The sequence below is a fragment of the Pseudomonas sp. SHLD1 genome, assembly GCF_028640935.1.
In the GTDB taxonomy this organism is placed as follows: Bacteria; Pseudomonadota; Gammaproteobacteria; order Pseudomonadales; family Pseudomonadaceae; genus Chryseomonas; species Chryseomonas aestiva.
In genome coordinates this window covers 648,286-668,042 of record NZ_JAQZAD010000006.1, presented here as the reverse complement: position 1 = coordinate 668,042, position 19,757 = coordinate 648,286, and the positions used below count along the sequence as shown (strand labels likewise).

Below are 19,757 nucleotides of genomic sequence, written 5' to 3'. Positions count from 1 at the left end.
ACCGATCGGACGGTAGTTCAAATACAGGCCTGATGGTTCAGGCAGGTCAGCCAAGCGGCGGGTGTTCTGTGCGACACTCCCGCAAGAGGCAGGTTTGCGGCGTGCAGAGGGGTCACCCCTGGGCGCGCCCGATGCTCCGGCCATAGTGCTGCAGGTTAGGCCCTGGCACCTGGACCCGGCCCAACCGAAACGGACAGCTGTTATGCAGGAACAGACAATCGACCGAGCGCGGAGCGTGGTGGCGGATGCCCCCCTCCCGCCTGCCGGTCCCCTGGTTTCCCAGCTCAGCACCTTCGCCCATGGCCAGGTGTGGCCGCCGCATGTGCACGATCAGGCGCACCTGATGTACACGGTCAACGGCGTGCTGGAGGTCACCACCCACGAAGGGGTCTGGTACGTGCCGCCCAAGCAGGCGATCTGGATTCCGCCGCGCATCGAGCACCAGGCGCGGGCCAATGGCGAGGCCACCCTGCAGGTGGTGATCATCGAATTGCCGAGCGGCCTGCCCTGTCCCCAGGCGGCCACCCGCATGGTGCTCATCTCGCCGCTGCTGCGCGAATTGCTGCGCTGCCTGAGACGCGGCGGCGCCTCCTATGGCGAGGCCGAACTGGGCAGCCATGTGCGGGCGCTGATGCTGGCGGAACTGGTGTTTCTCGAAGAGACCGCCCTGCACCTGCCGGCGCTGGCCGACCGGCGGCTGCGGGCCATCCAGACCAGTCTGCATGCCGATCCCGCCGACGACACGGCGCTGGCGACCTGGGCGCAGCAACTGCACCTCTGCTCGCGCAGTCTGGCGCGACTGTTCCTCAAGGAAACCGGCACCAGCTTTTCCACCTGGCGCCAGCACACCCGGCTGATGCTGGCCCTGCCGCGACTGGCCGCCGGCGAGCCGGTGACCCGGGTGGCGCTGGATCTGGGCTATGCCTCGCCCTCGGCCTTTACCCGGATGTTTCGTCGGGTGCTGGGCGTCTCGCCCAGCGAGTACCTCGACGCCCAGGGCTGACGCCAAACGCTCAGGGCCCGCCGACGGCGAAGTTGGGCAGGCTGTCCACCGCCTGGGCGAAGCGGAAGGGAATGGATTCGACCGCCTCGCCGGTGTTGCGCTGAACCACGAAGTGCAGGTGCGGCCCGGTGCTGCGCCCGGTGTTGCCCGAAGAGGCCAGCGCCTGACCCGGGCGCACCCACTGGCCTTCGGCGACCTTGATCGAACCCCGCTGCAGGTGCAGGTAGACACTCATGGTGCCGTCGTCGTGGAGGATACGGACGAAGTTGCCGGAGGGGTGATTGCCGCGCCCATCCTGGTCGTTCTCCACCTCCACCACCTGACCGGCGCGCGAGACCACGATGGGCGTGCCCTCGGGCATGGCGATGTCCACCGCATAGCGACTCTTGGGCGTGTTGTGGCTGAAACCACCGCCGGCGCCCTGGGTGACGTTGAAGGGTCCGCCCAGCCAGGGCAGCGGATAGGCGAAACCGGAGGCGAAGACCGGGGTGGCACTGCCCATCAGGGTGGTGAGCTGTGGGGTATAGCGTTGCGGACGGCCCGGATCGGGCGCGATCAGGGTCGCCAGGCGCGTCAGGCTGCGCGCCGGCAGGACCTTGCGGATGGGCGCCTCGCCCACCCCGCTGACATTCTGCAGCGCCGAGAGGCGCAGGGTGACGGTCACCGGCAGGAAGCTGTCGTTGCGCACCTCCAGCACCGTGCCGCCGGCATAGTGCCGCGGCTGCAGCTTGACCCGCTGGTCGAGCCGCTCGATGGGGTCGTCACTGAAGGTCATCACCTTGGCGCCCTTTTGCGCCTTGTCGGTGTAGGTGACCACGCCGTTGGCATCGACGTACTTGTAGATGGGTGCCGCCAGGGCGGGTCCCGAGAGGGCGAGTGACAGCAGCAGGCGACAGGCAAGGGGCATGGGCAAGGCGTCAGAAATCCGCGGTGTCTCAGCGCGAAGCAGTCTCCGTGCCAGCCCCAGCATGGCGCCGCCCGCCCTAGGCGCCCGGCACGTAGTGCCGTTGGGCGGTGCCCTTGGCGATCAGTCGCGACAGGTAGTCGAGCTTGGCCGGGTCACGGTCGATGAAGCGGAAGTTGACCTGCACCCACTCGCTGGCCGGGGTCGCTTCCACCGCGCTGAGGGAATGCAGGTAGCCATTGAGGCGCGCCACGTCGCCACCGTCTTCGCCCTGCTCCAGGTCGAGCACGGCGGTTTCCAGGATCTGCGGCAGCGGATCGCCACGGCGGACCACCAGCAGGGCCTCCTTGATGCTGATGGCCTTGATCAGGCAGGCCATGCTGGCGTTGGGCAGGCGCAGCTGGCCCTGGCCGAAATTGGCGGCGGGCTTGCCGCGGGCGGGTGACGGCGGCGCGCCGCCGGTGAGCAGGGCGGCACTGGAGCTGGCGGCCGGAGCCGCCACCGGGGCGGCGACGGGCTGGACCACGTCGCTGCGGCCGGCGGTCAGGGCGCCGAGGGAATCATTGGCGAAGCCGGTCGCCGGGCGTGGCTGGGCGCCGGCCTGCAGCTCGGCGAGCTTGCCGGTGCGCTGCAGGGCCTTCTTGACCTTGGCCGCCAGCTGTTCGTTGGAGAACGGCTTGCCCATGTAGTCGGACACGCCGGCCTGAATGGCCTGGACGACGTTTTCCTTGTCGCCGCGGCTGGTGACCATGATGAAGGGCACGCCCTTGTGGTCCGGCTGGGCACGAAACCAGCTCAGCAGTTCCAGACCGGTCATGCCGGGCATTTCCCAGTCGCAGAGGATGAGGTCGAAGCGCTGCTTGCCGAGCAGCGTCTGGGCGCGGCGACCATCGGCCGCCTCGTCCACCACCAGCCCGGGAAACAGGTTGCGCAGGCCCTTCTTGATCAGATCGCGAATGAAGGGCGCATCATCCACCACCAGTACGTTCAACTTGCTCATCGGTCACTCCATGCCAAGTCTTCCAGCATAGCAGGCAGGTCCGGGACGCCACCCGGGGAGTGACCGGGCGGATCATTCGCGCGACCGATTGACCTCTTCGGCCATGCGCTTGAGGCCCATGTGCCGTACGTCGGTGCCCTGCACCAGGTAGATCACCAGTTCGGCGATGTTGCGCGCGTGGTCGCCGACCCGCTCCAGGGAGCGCAGCACCCAGATGATGCTCAGTACCCGCGAGATGGAGCGCGGGTCTTCCATCATGTAGGTGGCCAGTTCGCGCAGCGCGGACTTGTATTCGCGGTCGATCAGCTTGTCGTACTGGGCCACCGAGAGCGCCAGTTCGGCGTCGAAGCGGGCGAAGGCGTCCAGCGCCTGATGGACCATCTTGCGCACCTGTTCACCGATGTGGCGGACCTCGACGTAGCCGCGCGGGGCCTCGCCGTCCTCGGTCAGCTCGATGGCGCGGCGGGCGATCTTGGAGGCCTCGTCGCCGATGCGCTCCAGGTCGATCACCGACTTGGAGATGCTGATGATCAGGCGCAGGTCGGAGGCCGCGGGCTGCCGACGGGCCAGGATGCGCAGGCATTCCTCGTCGATGCCGCGTTCCATGATGTCGATCTGGTCGTCGATGGTGCGCACCTGGCGCGCCAGGCCGGCATCGGCGTCGATCACCGCGCGCACGGCGTCGCTGACCTGCTTTTCCACCAGGCCGCCCATGGCCAGCAGGTGGCTGCGGACCTCTTCCAGTTCGACGTTGTATTGCTGGGAGATGTGCTGCGTGTGGCCTTCTTTGTTGATCATGCTGTCAGTCCTGCCTGAGAGGAGCGAGTCGCCGGGTGGGGCACCGGCCTGCCTGGAACTAGCCGTAGCGGCCGGTGATGTAGTCTTCGGTCTGCCGCTTCGCCGGATTGGTGAAGAGGGTGTCGGTGTCGCCGTGTTCGACCAACTGGCCCATGTACATGAAGGCGGTGTAGTCGGACACCCGCGCCGCCTGCTGCATGTTGTGGGTGACGATGACGATGGTGTAGCGCTGTTTCAGTTCGTGGATCAGCTCTTCCACCTTGAGGGTGGAGATGGGGTCCAGCGCCGAGCAGGGTTCGTCGAGCAGCAGCACATCGGGCTGCACGGCGATGGTGCGGGCGATCACCAGGCGCTGCTGCTGGCCGCCGGAGAGACCCAGGGCCGACTCGTGCAGGCGGTCCTTGACCTCCTCCCACAGCGCCGCGCCGTGCAGCGCCCACTCCACCGCCTCGTCGAGCACCCGCTTCTGCTTGATGCCCTGGATGCGCAGGCCGTAGACCACGTTCTCGTAGATGCTCTTGGGGAAGGGATTGGGCTTCTGGAACACCATGCCCACCCGCCGCCGCAACTCGGCGATCTCGGTGCCGCGGGCATAGATGTTCTGGCCGTCGAGCAGGATCTCGCCGTCGATGCGGCAGTCTTCCACCAGGTCGTTCAGGCGATTGAAGCAGCGCAGCAGGGTCGACTTGCCGCAACCGCTGGGGCCGATGAAGGCGGTGACCCGCTGGCGCGGGATCTCCAGGGCGATGTCCTGCAGCACCTGCTTCTTGCCGTAGAACAGATTGAGCCGCGGCACCGACAGGGCCACGCCACCTTCGCTCGCCGCAGGCTGGGCGCTGGCCGCGTAGGCGGCGGCGGTTCTGAAGATGGAGGAATCGGAAGGCATGGGGTCTCCTCGGCGCTAGTCTTCCAGCAACCGATACTTTTCGCGCAGCCGGTTGCGCAGGAACACGGCGGACAGGTTCAGCCCGGCGATCACCAGCACCAGCAGCAGCGCGGTGGCATAGACCAGCGGGCGGGCAGCTTCCACGTTGGGGCTCTGGAAGCCGACGTCATAGATGTGGAAGCCCAGGTGCATGATCTTCTGATCAAGGTGCAGATAGGGGTAGTTGCCGTCCAGCGGCAGCGAGGGCGCCAGCTTGACCACCCCCACCAGCATCAGCGGCGCCACCTCGCCGGCGGCGCGGGCCACGGCGAGGATGAGCCCGGTCATCAGCGCCGGGCTGGCCAGCGGCAGCACCACCTTCCACAGCGTCTCCGCCTGGGTCGCGCCCAGCGCCAGGGAGCCCTCGCGGATGCTGCGGGGAATGCGCGCCAGGCCCTCTTCGGTGGCGACGATCACCACCGGCACGGCGAGGATCGCCAGGGTCAGCGAAGCCCACAGCAGCCCCGGGGTGCCAAAGGTCGGCGTGGGCAGGCTGGCCTGGAAGAACAGCTGGTCCAGGGAGCCGCCCAGCACATAGACGAAGAAGCCCAGGCCGAAGACGCCATAGACGATGGCCGGCACCCCGGCGAGGTTGTTGACGGCGATGCGGATAGTGCGGGTCAGCGGACCCTGGCGGGCGTATTCACGCAGGTAGATGGCGGCGATGACGCCGAAGGGGGTGACGATCACCGCCATCAGCAGGGTCATCATCACGGTGCCGAAGATGGCCGGGAAGACGCCGCCCTCGGTGTTGGCCTCGCGCGGATCGGCGCTGAGGAATTCCCACAGCTTGCTGCCATAGAAGCCGAGCTTGGCGCCCAGGCCCATGGCGTTGGGCTGGTAGGCACGCACGATGCGCGCGAGATTGAGTTCCAGGGTGCGGCCCTCGACGTCGCGCAGCACCACGCTGTCACGGCGACGCTCCTGGCGCAGGCTGGCCAGTTGGTCCTCCAACTCGCCGTAACGGGCTTCGAGTTCGGCGCGGCGGGCGGCGAGATCCGCCTGGGCGGTGGCGTCGAGGCGGCCGTCCAGCTCCAGGCCGCGACCCTCCAGGCGCAGCCGCTCCAGGGCGTAGTTGACGCTGCCGATGTCCTGCTTTTCCAGGCGCTCCAGCTGCTCGCTCAGGTCGCGGGTGCGCAGCAGACGGCGCTGCAGCTCGGGCACCGCCGCAGCGCCCTTGGCCACCTGGCGTCCCTCTTCGCGCACCTCCAGCGCATAGCCGTAGAAGTTGCCCCATTCGCGGCGCTCCAGCACCAGGGCGTCGGCCGGGGTCTGGCGATCGCGCAGCCAGTCGCCGACCAGCCAGACGAAGTCGCTGCCATAGAGGTCGCGATTGCCCAGCTTGAAGAGTTCGCGGGTCAGGGTTTCACCGCTGTCCGCCGGCAGGGTCACCCCGGCGCTGCGCAGCCGCTCGGCCGGTATCGTCTCCTGCTCCACCACCTGGCCGAGCACCAGGCGCGGTTCCAGGCCTGGCGGCGTGTAGCGCGCCTGTACCACCTCGGCCGGCCAGAAATGCGCCAGGCCGCGCACGGCAAGGATGCCGATCAGGCCCAGGGTCATGAGCACGGCGATGGCCACGGCGCCGGCGCTGAGCCAGACCCCGGGCGCGCCGCCACGCAGCCAGACGCCCAGGGAGCGTCGCTGCCTGGTGCCCTGCCCCTGCGGCGCGCCGGCGCTAGAGGGCCGCATATTTTTTCCTCAGCCGCTGGCGGATCAGTTCGGCCAGGGTGTTCATCAGGAAGGTGAAGCTGAGCAGCACCAGCGCGGCCAGGAACAGCAGTCGGTAATGGGTGCCGCCCACCTCGGATTCGGGCATCTCCACGGCGATGTTGGCCGCCAGGGTGCGCATGCCCTCGAACAGGTTGGCATCCATGATCGGGGTGTTGCCGGTGGCCATGAGCACGATCATGGTCTCGCCGACGGCGCGGCCCAGGCCGATCATCAGCGCCGAGAAAATCCCTGGGCTGGCGGTCAGCAGCACCACCCGCACCAGCGTCTGCCAGGGGGTGGCGCCCAGCGCCAGGGAGCCCAGGGTCAGGCTGCGCGGCACGCTGTAGATGGCGTCTTCGGCGATGGAGAAGATGTTGGGGATGACGGCGAAGCCCATGGCCAGGCCGATGATCAGGGCGTTGCGCTGGTCGTAGGCGAGGCCCAGGGTCTGGCTCAGCCAGAGGCGCAGGTCGCCGGCGAACAGCAGGGTTTCCAACCAGGGACTGAGCCACAGCGCCAGGGCGATGGTCAGCAGCACCACCGGCAGGAGCAGCAGGCTTTCCCAGCCTTCCGGGATGCGCTCGCGCAGACTCAGCGGCAGGCGCGACCAGCCGAAACCCGCGGCGAGGATGGCCAGCGGCAGGAGCAGCAGCAGGCTGAACAGTCCCGGCAGGTGATTTTCCACGAAGGGCGCGAGAAACAGCCCGGCGAAGAAGCCGAGGATCACCGTGGGCAGGGCCTCCATCAGCTCGATGACCGGCTTGACCGTACGCCTCATGCGCGGCGCCATGAAGTAGGCGGTATAGACCGCCGCGGCGATGGCCAGGGGGGCGGCGAACAGCATGGCGTAGAAGGCCGCCTTGAGAGTGCCGAAGGTCAGCGGCGCCAGGCTCAGCTTGGGTTCGAAGTCCGCGGTGGCGGCGCTGGACTGCCAGACCCGCGCCGGCGCTTCGTAATTCTCGTACCAGACCTTGCCCCACAGCGCCGACCAGGAGACTTCCGGGTGCGGATTGTCCAGGCGGAAGCCGAGCAGCCGGCCATCTTCCTCCAGCAGCAGCCGATCGGCGCGCGGCGACAGCGCCAGCACCCCGGTGGCGGGGGCGATCCGCTCGCGCAGCAGGGTACGCCCGGCGGTGCTGTGGAAGACCCCCAGTTCGCCCGTGGCATCCAGCGCCACGAAACCCTTGCGCCGCTGCTCCGGCACCAGCTGGACGATGGGCGCGGTGCCCAGCTGGAAGCTGCGGATGTGCCTCAGCACCGGTTCGCCGTCCTGGCCGCGGACCATGAACCACTGGCCGATGCCGCCCTTGGCGGTACCCACCAGCAGGGACACGCCGCCCAGCAGCTGGGCGCTGGCGGTGACCTCGTCGTCGGCCGCGTCGAGCAGCTTGTAGTGGCCATTGAGACTGCCGTCGCGCAGGTCGAAGACATCCGCCTGGGCGCGGCCGTTGAGGGCATAGAGCCAGTGGCCGCGGGGATCGAGGTAGAGCGCCTTGGCCGCGGCATTGAGCGGCCCGAGGGTGAGCGAGGTACGGACGGGAACGGCCGCGTCACCGGTCACCGGCGCGGCCAGCCCGGCCAGGCGCAGGGCCGTCACCCGATTGCCCTGGGCGCCGGCCAGCACCAGCAGGTCCTCGTCACCGGCGATGGCGACCCGCTCCAGGACCGTGCGAGAGGCGCCCAGGTCCAGCGGCTCGCGCCCGTAGGGAAAGTCCAGTTCGGGGGTGATGACCAGGGTGCCCTGAGGATAGCGGGAGACATAGCGCCTGTGCGCCACCAGCACGCGGCCATCGGACAGGCCCAGGGCGATCAGGCCGCGGGGGGCGTCCTGGGCCTGGCTGCTGATGGTGACACCGGGCGGCAGCGGCAGACGCTCGCGCATGACCGGCTGGCCGTCGGCCAGGGTGAAGAAGGTGGCCTCGCCGGCCCGGGAAATATACAGGCCGAGGCGATTCTGCTCGTCGATGCCCAGTAGCAGCGGCGCCCCGGCGGCCGCCAGCCAGTCGGGCTGGGGCAGCGGCTGGGCCTCCAGACTGGCACCACGCAGCAGCGGCAGCACCACATAGGCCAGATAGAAGAAGATCAGGGTGATGGTGGCCAGCACGGCCAGCCCACCGGCCAGCACCGAGCCCCGTATCAGGCGATCCTGCAGGGCCCGCCAGCGCCGCCGCCGGCGTAGTGCAGGCGTGTTGAAGTCCAGCCGAGCAGGGCCGCGAGGATCGGGCGGGGACGGGGGTACCGGGGATATCATGGCGCAGAGCCTAATCACGTCGTGTGACAGAAAGGTTACAGCGAATTGACGGCCAGAGGCGCTACGCCCGGCGCGGGCGCAGGGCGCTGGGCACTCAGTAGCCCAGGGTCTTCAGGGCCTGTTGCACCACCGCTGCCGGCAAGGGGATATAGCCATCCTTGACCACGGCCTCCTGGCCGCTGCGCGAGAGGATCAGCCGCAGGAATTCTCCTTCCAGGGGGTTGAGCGGGCGATTGGGCGCCTTGTTCACATAGACGTAGAGATAGCGCGCCAGGGGATAGCGCCCGGACAGGGTGTTCTCCTGGTTGTCCGCGACGAAGTCGGTGGTGCCCTGGCGCGCCAGCGCCAGGGTGTGGACGCTGGCGGTCTGGTAGCCGATGCCGGAGTAGCCGATGCCACCCAGGGACTGACTGATGGCCTGGACCACCGAGGCCGAGCCCGGCTGTTCGTTGACGTTGGCGCGGAAGTCGCCACGGCACAGCGCCGCTTCCTTGAAGTAGCCGTAGGTGCCCGACACCGAATTGCGGCCGAAGCGCTGGATCGGGCGCTTGGCCCAGTCGCCGGTCAGGCCCAGGTCGCCCCAGGTCTTGAGTTCGTGCGGACCGCCGCAGAGCCGGGTGCTGGAAAAGATCGCGTCGACCTGTTCCAGGGTCAGCTGGCGCAGCGGATTGTCCTTGTTGACGAAGATCGCCAGGGCATCGATGGCCACCGGCACCGCGGTGGGCTGGTAGCCGAAGCGCTGCTCGAAGGCCTGGAGTTCGGCGTCCTTCATCTTGCGACTCATCGGGCCGATGCCGGCGGTGCCCTCGGTGAGCGCCGGCGGCGCGGTGGACGAGCCGGCCGCCTGGATCTGGATATTGAGATTGGGATACTGGCGCTTGTAGCTCTCGGCCCAGCGCGTGACCAGGTTGGCCAGGGTGTCGGAGCCCACGCTCGACAGATTGCCGGAGATTCCGCTGACCTTGTGGTAGGCGGGGATGGCCGGGTCGACGCCCTCGGCCCGAGCGGTCGTGCCACCTAGCGCCAGGGCGAGCGCCACAGCGGTCAGCGGACCTTTGATGTCCATGCCGGATTCCTCGCGGGGATGGGAGACAGGCCTGGGCCGACGACGCTCAGACGCGACCTGGCACTCTAGGCGCGCATTGTGACGGATTTATGAGCCAGCGCCAGCCGCGCCGGCAGGTTCGACTAGGCTGCAAGAGGGCCAGGGCTGCACCAGCCTGGCGCACGTCCGGCCCCTGGCTCCGCCACGACCGCCCAGGCAGGCGGCATCCGCGGGCCGGACCATCATTTGCATAGCTAAGCATTCATCTCAGTGCAGAGGAACGCACCATGGCCCAGGCTCTTCCGACGTCCTCCTCCCCCGCCGACGCGGCTCCCGCCAGCGCGGACGCCACGCCCTCGCGCGCCAAGCTGATCGCCGCGGCCAGTCTCGGCAACGGCCTGGAGATGTTCGACTTCACCGTCTTCAGCTTTTTCGCCGCCATCATCGGCCAGCTCTATTTTCCTTCGGACACCCCCTATGGCTCCCTGCTGATGGCGGTCGGCGTCTTTGGCGTCGGCTTCGTCATGCGCCCGCTGGGCAGCATGGTGCTGGGCGCCTATGCCGATCGCCATGGGCGCAAGCAGGCCATGCTGCTGACCATTACCCTGATGGGCCTGGGCAGCGCCCTGATCGCCTTCACCCCGACCCACGCCCAGATCGGCATCGCCGCGCCGCTGATCCTGCTCTTGGGGCGCCTGCTGCAGGGCTTCTCGGCCGGTGGCGAGATCGGCGCCGCCACCACCCTGCTGCTGGAATCGGCCAGTCCGGGCCGGCGCGGTTTCCATGTCAGCTGGCAGGTGATCAGCCAGGGCGGCAGTGCCCTGCTCGGCGCCGCGCTGGGCGCCCTGCTCACCCGTAGCCTGAGCGAGGCAGCGCTGCACGCCTGGGGCTGGCGCATCCCCTTCCTGGTCGGGCTGCTGATCATTCCGGTCGGCCTCTATATCCGTCGCCAGGTGGACGAGACTTGGAGCGGCGCCGGCACGGTCGAGGGCGGTCCGGTGCGCGCCTTTCTGCGCGAGCATCCGCGGCGCTTCGGCCTAGGCCTGCTGATCGTGATGTCGGCCACCCTGCTGACCTACCTGATGCAGTTCTACATGCCCACCTACATGACCCGCATCGTCGGCCTGCCGGCCACCAGCGCCTACCTGGCCGGGGTGGCCTCCAGCGCCGTGCAGATGGCCGCCGCCCTGGCCGCCGGGCTGCTGCTGGATCGCTTCGGGCGCTACAAGCCGGTGGCCCTGGTCAGCCTGGCGGTGGCCCTGCTGGGCATCTACCCGGCCTTCGTCTGGCTGAACGATCCCACCACCCAGGGCCTCGCCTTCGCCGCCCGCTTCGTGGTGATCACCGCCATGAGCGTCAACATGACCGCCGGGCTGCTGCTGATCCTCGCCGGCCTGCCACGGCCGGTGCGTGCCACGGGCCTGGCCATGACCTACGCCCTGGCGGTGACCCTGTTCGGCGGCACCGCCCAGTTCATCGCCACCTGGCTGATCGAGGCCACCGGCAGCCCGCTCGCCCCGGCCTGGTACCTGATCGTCATGCTGCTGATAGGATGGCTGGCACTGCTGAGCTATCCCGAACGCCACCTGGACTGAGAGAGATCGCCATGAGCCTCGCCACCGCTGCGGATCAAGACGCCACCGCCCGTCATATCGCCGGCTACCTGCCGGAAATGGTCGCCCTGCGCCGCGACATCCACCGCCATCCCGAACTGGGTTACCAGGAGCAGCGCACCAGCGACCTGGTGGCCGCCGCCCTCGCGGGCTGGGGCTACGAGGTCCATCGCGGCCTGGGCGGCACCGGGGTGGTCGGCACCCTGCGCGCCGGCAACGGCAGCAAGGTGCTGGGCATCCGCGCCGACATGGACGCCCTGCCGATCCTGGAAACCACCGGCCTCGACTACGCGAGCCAGCACCCAGGCCGCATGCACGCCTGTGGTCACGACGGCCACACCACCACCCTGCTCACCGCCGCCCGCTGCCTGGCCGAGACCCGCGCCTTCGACGGCACCCTGCACCTGATCTTCCAGCCGGCCGAGGAAGGCCTGGGCGGTGCCCTGAAGATGATGCAGGACGGCCTGTTCGAGCTGTTCCCCTGCGACCAGGTGTTCGGCCTGCACAACATGCCCGGCGTGCCCACCGGCAAGTTCTGCTTCGTCGACGGCGCCGCCATGGCCTCGTCCGATACCGCCCTGCTGCGCATCCGGGGCCAGGGTGGTCACGGCGCGGTGCCGGACAAGGCGGTCGACCCCATCGTCGCCAGCGCGGCCACGGTGATGGCGCTGCAGACCGTGGTCTCGCGCAACGTGGCGCCGCTGGACACCGCGGTGATCACCGTGGGCAGCATCCACGGCGGCGAGGCCTCCAACGTCATCCCCGATGCGGTGGAGATGAAGCTCACCATCCGCGCCTTCCAGGACAGCACCCGCGACCTGCTGGAGCAGCGTATCGGCGCCCTGGTGCGCGCCCAGGCGGAAAGCTTCGGTGCCACGGCCGAACTGGACTACCAGCGCGGCTATCCGGTGCTGGTCAACCACGACGGTCCCACTGCCTTCGCCCGCCAGGTGGCGGTCGAGCACTTCGGCGCCGACGCCCTGCACCCCTTCGCGCCCATCCCGGCCAGCGAGGACTTCGCCTACATGCTGCAGCAGGTGCCCGGTTGCTACCTGTTCGTCGGCAATGGCCCGAGCGCCAACCTGCACAACGCGGCCTACGACTTCAACGACGCCCTGCTGCCGGTGGGCGCGCGCTACTGGGTCAAGCTGACCGAGGCCTTCCTCACCGCCTGAGGCCGCTTCCCGCCGGCATCCTCACCCGGGATGCCGGCGACGGAATCTTCACGCGCGAGCCGCTAGACTGCAGGGTCATCCCCCAACCTCGAGAGGTCGCCATGCGACGTGTTCCGCGCCTGGGCTGGCGCCAGGGTCTGGCGCTGGGCGTCGCCGTGCTGGCCGCGGGCTTCGCCTATCCGGCCTGGCGACATTTCCATCCGGTCAGTGCGGCCGAGGGCTGGCGCTATCGGGAATTCGCCGCCGACATCCCCATGGTCAGCGCCCTGGCCCTGGATGCCGATGGCAGCCTGTTCGTGACCCAGGAATTCTCCAGTCGCCGCGGCAGCCTGCTGCGGCTGCTGCCCAGCGGCGAACGCCAGCCGGTGCTGGGCGAGCTGTCCAAGCCCGATGGCCTGGTCATGTTCCAGGGCGGCCTGGTGGTCAGCCAGGAAGGCGGGCCGCTGCCGGTGTTTCTCCTGCGCGATGGCCAGCGCCAGGCCCTGTTCGACGGCAACGACGTCGAGGGCGTCGCCACCGATGGCCAGACCCTCTACGCCATCGAGGACCTGCCGCGCGGTCGCCTGCTCAGCTACGACCCGCGGCAACGCCGCCTGGCGGTGCTGCGCGACGGCCTGGAAGAAGGCGAAGGGGTGGCGCGCTGCCCGGATGGCCGGCTGTTCTATACCGAAAAGGCTAAGGGCTGGGTCAAGCAGTGGCAGCCCGGGGGTAGCGATACCCTGGTCGCCGCGGGTCTCGACGCGCCGGGCTTCGTGCAGTGCTCGGCCGACGGCCTGTGGATCACCGAAGACGCCACTCACGGCGCCCGGGTGCTGCTGGTGCAGCCCAATGGCCGCCTGGTCACGGTGCTCTCGCACCTGCGCTCGGCGCAGACCCTGATCCGCCGCGGCGACGGTCATTACCTGGTCGCCGAGCAGGGGCGCAACCGCATCCTGGAGTTGTCGCGGGACACCGGAGCCGATCGCTAGGGCGAGCGGCTCAGGAGGCCTCAGGGCAGGCGATACACCAGGCAGGGGTTGCCGTTGAGGCGGCGACCCAGCACCGGGGTGAGGTCGGCCAGCGGGGTGCCCGCCAGCAGCTCGCGATCGTCGCGGGCGAGGATGATCCAGGCGCCGGACGGCAGGTGCGCCAGGTCCGCGACCTGCGGCCGGGCGATGAAGATCGGCTGCTCGTCGTGGTCCAGGTTCATCATGTAGCGGATCGCCCAGCTGTCCTGGCCGAGACCGAAGAACACCAGGGGACCCGGCTGCTGCTGACGCAGACCCTCCACCTGCTGGACGAAGCCGCGGGTGTCGTACTGCAGGTCCTGGGCCGGCTCCACCACCGTGACCAGCATCAGCCACTGGGCGGCCAGCGCCAGGGCGCTCAGCGTGAGCAGGCGGCGGTGGCCGTGCAGCCGGCGCCTGCTGACCAGGGCGGCGATCTGCAGGGCGACGAAGACCGGTACCAGCAACGCCAGGGAGACCTCCGGCCAGTAGCCGTGGCGCTGCCAGAGGTGCCGACAGACCAGCATGGCCACCAGGGCCAGCCCCGGCAGGGCCAGCACCAGCGCCGTGTAGAGCGGCGCGACCCGGCGGAACCAGCCCTCGGCGCGCAGGAGGCCATGGGCGGCGATGGCGGCCAGGAAGGGCACCATGGGCACCACATAGTAGGCGCGCTTGAAGTGCGGGATGGACAGCCCGACCAGGATCAGCAGGCCGCTACCGGCGAGACCCAGCAACAGGCGGCGCTGGGCGGTGTGCGGCCAGGCCGGCAGCCGACGGCGGTCGGCCAGCAGCACCAGCAGCGCCAGGGGCAGCACGGGTAGATAGCGATACAGCCCCAGCTGCAGATAGAACCAGAAGGGCTTGCCGCTTTCGTCCAGCCGGCCGGTGACCTGCATGTGCCAGACCTCGGCGGCGAAGTCCGCCCCGCCCTCGTGATGGGCCAGCTCGATCAGCGTCCACCAGCCGAGGGCGAGCAAGGCCAGACCGGCCAGGCCGTAGCCCAGCAGCCGCTGCAGGGCAAGGGTGCGGCGCGCCGGCTCGCCCCAGGCGACCACCAGCCAGTAGAGGCAGACCACGCCACAGGGCTCGATCAGCCCCAGCGGGCCGCGGATGGCGAAGCCCAGGGCGAACAGCGGCAGTACCAGCAGGCGGCGCAGCGGGCGGCCGTCGCGGTCGGCGCTATGGAGCAGGTAAAAGCAGAGCAGCACCACCAGGGCGACCAGCTGGTCCAGGCAGACCGCGCGGGCCTTTTCCAGCCATTGCGGGGTCAGGGCCACCAGCAGCACCGTGAGCAGCGCCCAGGCGCGGCGGGTGTCGGCCAGCAGGCGATAGGTCAGCGCCAGCACCGCGGCCGAGGCCAGGGCGGTGGGCAGCACGTTGGCCAGGTGGTTGGGCGCGCCGATCACCCGCGCGGCCAGCCAGCTCAGCCAGGTGGCGGTGCCGGGATAGTCCGGATAGGGCTGGCCGTAGGTGGTGGCGAAAAAGGACGGGCCATGGCGAAACATCTCGCCGAGGAAGACCGCCCAGCGACCGTCGAAGCCCTGGGGCGCCTGGTTCCAGATGCCGAGGGTGAACATCAGGGTGGCGACCACCCCGAGCAGCAGGCTTTCGCGGCGCAGGCGACTGGCCGCCGGCAGCGCGAAGAGGGGCGCGCTGCGTGGGGTCAGGGGCATGGGCGAGACCATCAGGCGGCATCCACGCGGCGGGCGACCTGGGGACCGCCCAGGGCGGCGCCACGCCCGATGGCGAAGTATTCGATGCCGCGGCGCTCCATGCGCTCGGGATCGAACAGGTTGCGCCCGTCGAAGATCACCGGCTGGTTGAGCTGGCGGGCGATCAGATCGAAATCCGGCGCCTTGAACTGCTGCCACTCGGTGCAGATGACCAGGGCATCGGCCCCGGCCAGGGCGGCCTCGGGGGTGCCCATCAGCGCCAGGCGCTCGTCGTGGCCATAGAGACGCTGGGCCTCGGCCATGGCCACCGGATCAAAGGCGCGCACCTTGGCGCCGGCCTCCCAGAGGGCTTCCATCAGCACCCGGCTGGGCGCATCGCGCATGTCGTCGGTGTTGGGCTTGAAGGCCAGTCCCCAGAGAGCGAAGGTGCGGCCGCGCAGGTCACCGTCGAAGTAGGTGTTGATGCGCTCGAACAGCTTGGTCTTCTGGCGCACGTTGATGGCTTCCACGGCGCGCAGCAGATCCAGTTCCACGGCGTTTTCCTCGCCGGTGCGGATCAGCGCCTGCAGGTCCTTGGGGAAGCAGGAGCCGCCGTAGCCGCAGCCCGGGTAGATGAAGTGGTGGCCGATGCGCGGATCGGCGCCGATGGCCTGGCGCACCGCCTCGATGTCGGCGCCGACGTGCTCGGCCAGTTCGGCGATCTGGTTGATGAAGCTGATCTTGACCGCCAGGAGGCTGTTGGCGGCGTACTTGGCCAGCTCGGCGCTGCGCAGGTCCATGCACTGGATGCGGTCATGGTTGCGGTTGAAGGGCGCATAGAGTTCGCGCATCACGTCGCGGGCCACCGGCGAGTCGGTGCCCACCACGATGCGATCGGGCTTCTTGCAGTCGGCGATGGCGGCGCCTTCCTTGAGGAATTCCGGGTTGGAGACCACCTCCACGTGCAGGGTGCGGCCCTCTTCGGCGAGCACCTCGTGGATCAGCGCGCGGACCCGGTCGCCGGTGCCCACCGGCACGGTGGACTTGTTCACCACCAGCAGCGGATCGCGGGAGACCGGCTGGCCGATCAGCGGCTCGCGCCGCAGGCGGGCGATGGTCTCGGCCACGGCGAAGACGGCGGACAGATCGGCCGAGCCATCGGCGGCCGGCGGGGTACCGACGGCGATGAACTGCACGGCGCCATGGGCCACGGCCTCGGCGGCCTCGTGGGTGAACACCAGGCGGCCGGCGGCCAGGTTGCTGCGCACCAGCTCTTCCAGACCCGGCTCGTAGAGGGTCACCTCGCCGCGCTTGAGCTTGTCGATCTTGGCGCGGTCGATGTCCATGCACACCACCTGGTGGCCGACTTCCGCCAGCACGGCGGCCTGCACCAGACCCACGTAGCCGATGCCGAAAACGCTGATGTTCATAGGGTATTCCTCAGGGTGGGAGCGGCGCTGGCGCGGGGCCCGCCGACGAGGGCGACGCCGGCCACGACCAGCGCGACGCCCAGGGTTTTCCAGGGGGTGAAGGATTCGGCGGCGCCTGGCAGCCAGGCCGCGCCGAGGTGGACGAAGACGTAGGAGAGGCCGAGCGCCGCATAGGCGCGACCCAGCGGCAGGCGCGCCAGGGCCGCCAGCCAGGCCAGCAGCGACAGGCCGTAGCAGAGGATGCCCAGGGCCAGCAGCAGACCGGCCGCGCCAGACAGCGCCGACGGCGTGCTCAGCCACGTGGCCATCGCCGGCAACCGCACCAGGGCGGCGCGCAGGGACAGTTGCGCGAGGGTGGTGAGCAGGATGCTCAGGCCGAGCGGGAACAGGCCGTTCATAGCTGGCCTCCCAGCAGCGCGGCGCCGGCGACGATGCACAGGCAGCCGCACCAGGCACGGGCATCCACCCTCTCGCCAAACACCAGCCGGGCCAGCAGGGTCACCGCCAGGGTGTTGAGCGAGAGCAAGGGATAGGCGACGCCCACCGGCACCCGCTGCAGCACCGCGCACCAGACCAGCAGGGCCAGGCCCAGGCAGACCAGGGCGCCCCACAGCCAGGGCGAGCGCAGTCGTGCGGCCAGGGCATTGCCGGCGGCCACCGCGCGCTTCTGGCCCAGTTGGCCGGCGCAGGTGAGGCCGATCACCACGGCGATCAGCAGGCCGTCGAGGGCCGTCATGGTGTCGGCCTCGGATAGACCAGCAGCACCAGGCGCTCGCTGGCGATGCTCTCGCCGGGCTCGGGCAGGCTGTCGAGCAGCTGGCGATCGCCGGGACCGTCGACCCGCAAGAGGATGGCCACCGGACCCTGGTCGCGATGGGCGGCGAGCCAGGCGGCCAGGTCACGCTCTTCGATCAGGCGACCACTGGCCGGCTCGCGGGCGAAGCCGTACTTGAGCTCGCCCGGACCGCCCACCAGCACCACGTCGTCGCGGTGGGTGGCCCAGGCCAGGCTGGCGGCCACGCCGAGGTCGTTGCTGACCAGCAGGCCGGCATTCTTGAAGTGGCCGAGCTGGGCCTGGATGAAGCTGCTCGGCAGCTTGTTGTCGACCAGGCCGTTGGGCAGGGCGATGGACAGCAGCGGCAGCAGCACCCAAAGCGCCAGGGCCGGTGCCAGCAGGGTGCGCCGCGGCCAGACCAGCGCGGCCAGGCCGGCCAGCAACAGCGCCAGGGGCGCCAGCAAGGCCAGGGCACGGGTCAGGCCTTCGCCGCTCTCGTAGAGGCGGCCGCCATAGATCAGCAGGGCGGCAAGGCCGGCCAGGCCCAGCAGCAGATTGCACAGGCCGTTCAGGCGCAGGGCGCCGGTGGCGCCGCGGCGGCCCGCCTCCAGCAGGGTGCGCGCCAGCAGCGGCACCAGGGCGGCCAGGGTCGGCAGCAGGTAGGTGGGCAGCTTGCCGCGGCTGAAGCTGAAGAACAGCAGCTGGCCGACCACGGCGATGCCGAGGAAGGCGGTACCAGCATGGCGGCGCTCCTGCCAGGTCCGGCCCAGGGTACGCGGCAGGAGGCCGGCCCAGGGCAGGATGGCCAGCAGCAGCACCGGGCCATAGAACCAGAACGGCCGCTCGTGCTGGGCGTCCTGGCCGGCGAAACGCTGGATGTGCTCGTGCCAGAAGAAGAAATTCCAGAAATCCGCATCGCGCCGAGCCACCAGCAGCGCCCAGGGCGCCACCACCAGGATCGCCACCAGCACCGCCAGCGGACCGCGGCAGAGCAACTCGCCCAGGCGCCGCTGCAGGAGGAAGAAGGGCACGGCCACCAGCACCGGCAGCACCAGGGCGAGAAAGCCCTTGGTCAACAGACCGCAGCCGCAGGCCAGGCCCAGCAGCGCCCACTGGCCCAGGGCCGCGCCGCGGGTCTCGGCGGCGTGGGCCTGCCAGAGGGCGAGCAGCGCCAGGGCCATCCAGAAGGCGAACTGGGCGTCGAGGGTGACGTAGGTGGCCAGACCCGCCACGGCCACGCAGGAGAGATAGACCACCCCGGCAAGCAGCGCCAGCGGGCGGTCCTGCCAGATCAGCCGGGTCAGGCGCGCCACCAGGGCGGCGGTGGCGAGACTGGCCAGCAGCGGCACCAGGCGTACGCTCAGCAGCGAATCACCGAGCCAGGCCTGGGCGATGGCCTGGGTCCAGTAGCCGCCGATGGGCTTCTCGAAATAGGGCAAGCCAAGGAAGTGCGGCACCACCCAGTCGCCACGCCGCCAGAGTTCCTGGGCGATCTGCGCATAGCGCGACTCGTCCGGAATCCACAGGCCGCGCCAGGCCAGCGGCAAGGCATAGGCCAGCAGCGCCAGCGGCAGCAGCATCCACAGGCGCCGCCGACTCATGCCTGCACGCCCAGCCAGCCCTGGCGTCCGGCCAGGCTGCCACGCACCAGGTTGCCGGCGGGCAACTGGCGCGGATCGGCGGGCAGGCGGTCGCCCAGGGTCAGGAACAGGATGCCCTCCTCCCGCGCCGCCTTGAGCAGGGCGCGGAAGTCCTCGGCGAAGGCGATGCCTTCCACCTCGGCGTGCAGGGTGTAGACATTGAGCGCCCCGGGACGGAAGCGCTTGAGCAGATAGCTGTTCCAGTCACCGGCGGCCAGCTCCGGGCCGACCACCTCGTCGAAGGTCGGCATGTCCACCGGCACCTGGGGGGTGCCGTGGCTGCCGTTGCCCAGGCGCGGGCGGAACAGCGCACTGCCGCGGCAATCGCTGTTGTACCTGAGGCCGAAAGCTTCCTTGGCCAGCACCACGCGCGGATCGGCGCGCCAGCCGGCGGCGGCGGAGCAGTCCACCTTGGCACCGAGGATGTCTTCCAGGGCCTGCAGGCCACGGCCGAATTCCGCACCCAGGCGCTCCAGGCTCCAGCTGCCGGTATGGGCCTGCCAGGCGTGGTGGTCCCAGGCGTGCAGCCCGACCTCGTGGCCGCGGGCGCGGGTCTCGCGCATCAGGTGGCCGAGGTCGCGGCCGATGGGGCGACCCGGCCAGGCGGTGCCGGCCAGCAGGATGTCCCAGCCATAGAGGCTGGCGGCCTTCGAGCGGAGCATCTTCCACAGGAAGGTGGGCTTCACCAGGCGCCAGAGGTGGCGCCCCATGTTGTCCGGCCCGACGCTGAAGAAGAAGGTGGCCTTGACCCCGGCTTCGTCCAGCAGGTCGAGCAGTCGCGGTACCCCTTCGCGGGTGCCGCGATAGGTGTCCACGTCGATGCGCAGGCTGGCCGGGATCAGGGTGTTCA

Annotated in this window: 17 protein-coding genes; 4 read left to right on the top strand and 13 right to left on the bottom strand. The window is 69.6% G+C overall.

Annotated elements, in window-relative coordinates; all coding sequences use genetic code 11:
* The first annotated feature begins 202 nt into the window (after positions 1 to 202).
* Entirely contained in the window at positions 203 to 1,003 is an 801-nt protein-coding gene (locus PVZ77_RS03160; protein WP_273805355.1) for a helix-turn-helix transcriptional regulator, read from the top strand.
* Positions 1,004 to 1,013: 10 nt separating this feature from the next.
* Here the strand turns inward: PVZ77_RS03160 and PVZ77_RS03155 are convergent, their stop codons facing one another.
* The 7 genes from PVZ77_RS03155 to PVZ77_RS03125 all read right to left on the bottom strand — a co-directional run bounded on the left by PVZ77_RS03155 (position 1,014) and on the right by PVZ77_RS03125 (position 9,657).
* A complete protein-coding gene (locus PVZ77_RS03155) occupies positions 1,014 to 1,910 on the bottom strand; it encodes a peptidoglycan DD-metalloendopeptidase family protein (protein WP_273805808.1) in 897 nt (298 codons plus the stop codon).
* A 76-nt stretch (positions 1,911 to 1,986) separates the two neighbouring features.
* Positions 1,987 to 2,907 carry a response regulator gene (locus PVZ77_RS03150; RefSeq protein WP_273805356.1) on the bottom strand — a complete coding sequence of 307 codons (921 nt, stop codon included), beginning with the start codon at positions 2,905 to 2,907 and terminating at the stop codon, positions 1,987 to 1,989.
* 72 nt (positions 2,908 to 2,979) lie between these two features.
* On the bottom strand, positions 2,980 to 3,705 hold the full coding sequence (phoU, locus tag PVZ77_RS03145; protein WP_007161478.1) for a phosphate signaling complex protein PhoU: 726 nt from the start codon (positions 3,703 to 3,705) through the stop codon (positions 2,980 to 2,982).
* 58 nt (positions 3,706 to 3,763) lie between these two features.
* The gene (gene pstB / locus PVZ77_RS03140; protein WP_133860362.1) at positions 3,764 to 4,591 is read right to left on the bottom strand and encodes a phosphate ABC transporter ATP-binding protein PstB; all 828 of its coding nucleotides are present in this window, start codon (positions 4,589 to 4,591) and stop codon (positions 3,764 to 3,766) included.
* A 15-nt stretch (positions 4,592 to 4,606) separates the two neighbouring features.
* Positions 4,607 to 6,319, bottom strand: coding sequence for a phosphate ABC transporter permease PstA (pstA, locus tag PVZ77_RS03135; RefSeq protein ID WP_273805357.1), 1,713 nt, complete (start codon positions 6,317 to 6,319; stop codon positions 4,607 to 4,609).
* Positions 6,306 to 8,591 carry an ABC transporter permease subunit gene (locus tag PVZ77_RS03130; RefSeq protein WP_273805358.1) on the bottom strand — a complete coding sequence of 762 codons (2,286 nt, stop codon included), beginning with the start codon at positions 8,589 to 8,591 and terminating at the stop codon, positions 6,306 to 6,308. The genes pstA and PVZ77_RS03130 overlap by 14 nt, the downstream gene beginning before the upstream one ends.
* Before the next feature lie 94 nt (positions 8,592 to 8,685).
* On the bottom strand, positions 8,686 to 9,657 hold the full coding sequence (locus PVZ77_RS03125) for a PstS family phosphate ABC transporter substrate-binding protein (RefSeq protein WP_273805359.1): 972 nt from the start codon (positions 9,655 to 9,657) through the stop codon (positions 8,686 to 8,688).
* 266 nt (positions 9,658 to 9,923) lie between these two features.
* Here PVZ77_RS03125 and PVZ77_RS03120 point away from each other — a divergent pair, with 266 nt between their 5' ends.
* The 3 genes from PVZ77_RS03120 to PVZ77_RS03110 all read left to right on the top strand — a co-directional run bounded on the left by PVZ77_RS03120 (position 9,924) and on the right by PVZ77_RS03110 (position 13,392).
* Entirely contained in the window at positions 9,924 to 11,231 is a 1,308-nt protein-coding gene (locus tag PVZ77_RS03120; RefSeq protein WP_273805360.1) for an MFS transporter, read from the top strand.
* 11 nt (positions 11,232 to 11,242) lie between these two features.
* Positions 11,243 to 12,424: a M20 aminoacylase family protein gene (locus PVZ77_RS03115; protein ID WP_273805361.1), complete on the top strand. Its 1,182-nt coding sequence runs from the start codon at positions 11,243 to 11,245 to the stop codon at positions 12,422 to 12,424.
* Between the two features lie 101 nt (positions 12,425 to 12,525).
* Complete coding sequence (locus PVZ77_RS03110; RefSeq protein ID WP_273805362.1) at positions 12,526 to 13,392, top strand: hypothetical protein; 867 nt, start codon at positions 12,526 to 12,528, stop codon at positions 13,390 to 13,392.
* 20 nt (positions 13,393 to 13,412) lie between these two features.
* Here the strand turns inward: PVZ77_RS03110 and PVZ77_RS03105 are convergent, their stop codons facing one another.
* From PVZ77_RS03105 to arnD, 6 genes are read right to left on the bottom strand one after another with little or no spacing between them, the layout of a single operon-like run.
* Positions 13,413 to 15,095, bottom strand: coding sequence for a glycosyltransferase family 39 protein (locus tag PVZ77_RS03105; RefSeq protein ID WP_273805363.1), 1,683 nt, complete (start codon positions 15,093 to 15,095; stop codon positions 13,413 to 13,415).
* Positions 15,095 to 16,492, bottom strand: coding sequence for a UDP-glucose dehydrogenase family protein (locus PVZ77_RS03100; RefSeq protein WP_133860355.1), 1,398 nt, complete (start codon positions 16,490 to 16,492; stop codon positions 15,095 to 15,097). The genes PVZ77_RS03105 and PVZ77_RS03100 overlap by 1 nt, the downstream gene beginning before the upstream one ends.
* The gene (gene arnF, locus PVZ77_RS03095; protein WP_273805364.1) at positions 16,489 to 16,890 is read right to left on the bottom strand and encodes a 4-amino-4-deoxy-L-arabinose-phosphoundecaprenol flippase subunit ArnF; all 402 of its coding nucleotides are present in this window, start codon (positions 16,888 to 16,890) and stop codon (positions 16,489 to 16,491) included. The genes PVZ77_RS03100 and arnF overlap by 4 nt, the downstream gene beginning before the upstream one ends.
* The gene (locus PVZ77_RS03090) at positions 16,887 to 17,228 is read right to left on the bottom strand and encodes an EamA family transporter (protein WP_160922093.1); all 342 of its coding nucleotides are present in this window, start codon (positions 17,226 to 17,228) and stop codon (positions 16,887 to 16,889) included. Before PVZ77_RS03090 ends, arnF begins: the two co-directional genes overlap by 4 nt.
* Positions 17,225 to 18,868, bottom strand: a complete 1,644-nt coding sequence (gene arnT / locus PVZ77_RS03085) for a lipid IV(A) 4-amino-4-deoxy-L-arabinosyltransferase (protein WP_273805365.1) — start codon at positions 18,866 to 18,868, stop codon at positions 17,225 to 17,227. The genes PVZ77_RS03090 and arnT overlap by 4 nt, the downstream gene beginning before the upstream one ends.
* Positions 18,865 to 19,746 carry a 4-deoxy-4-formamido-L-arabinose-phosphoundecaprenol deformylase gene (arnD, locus tag PVZ77_RS03080; protein WP_273805809.1) on the bottom strand — a complete coding sequence of 294 codons (882 nt, stop codon included), beginning with the start codon at positions 19,744 to 19,746 and terminating at the stop codon, positions 18,865 to 18,867. The genes arnT and arnD overlap by 4 nt, the downstream gene beginning before the upstream one ends.
* Between the last annotated feature and the right edge of the window lie 11 nt (positions 19,747 to 19,757).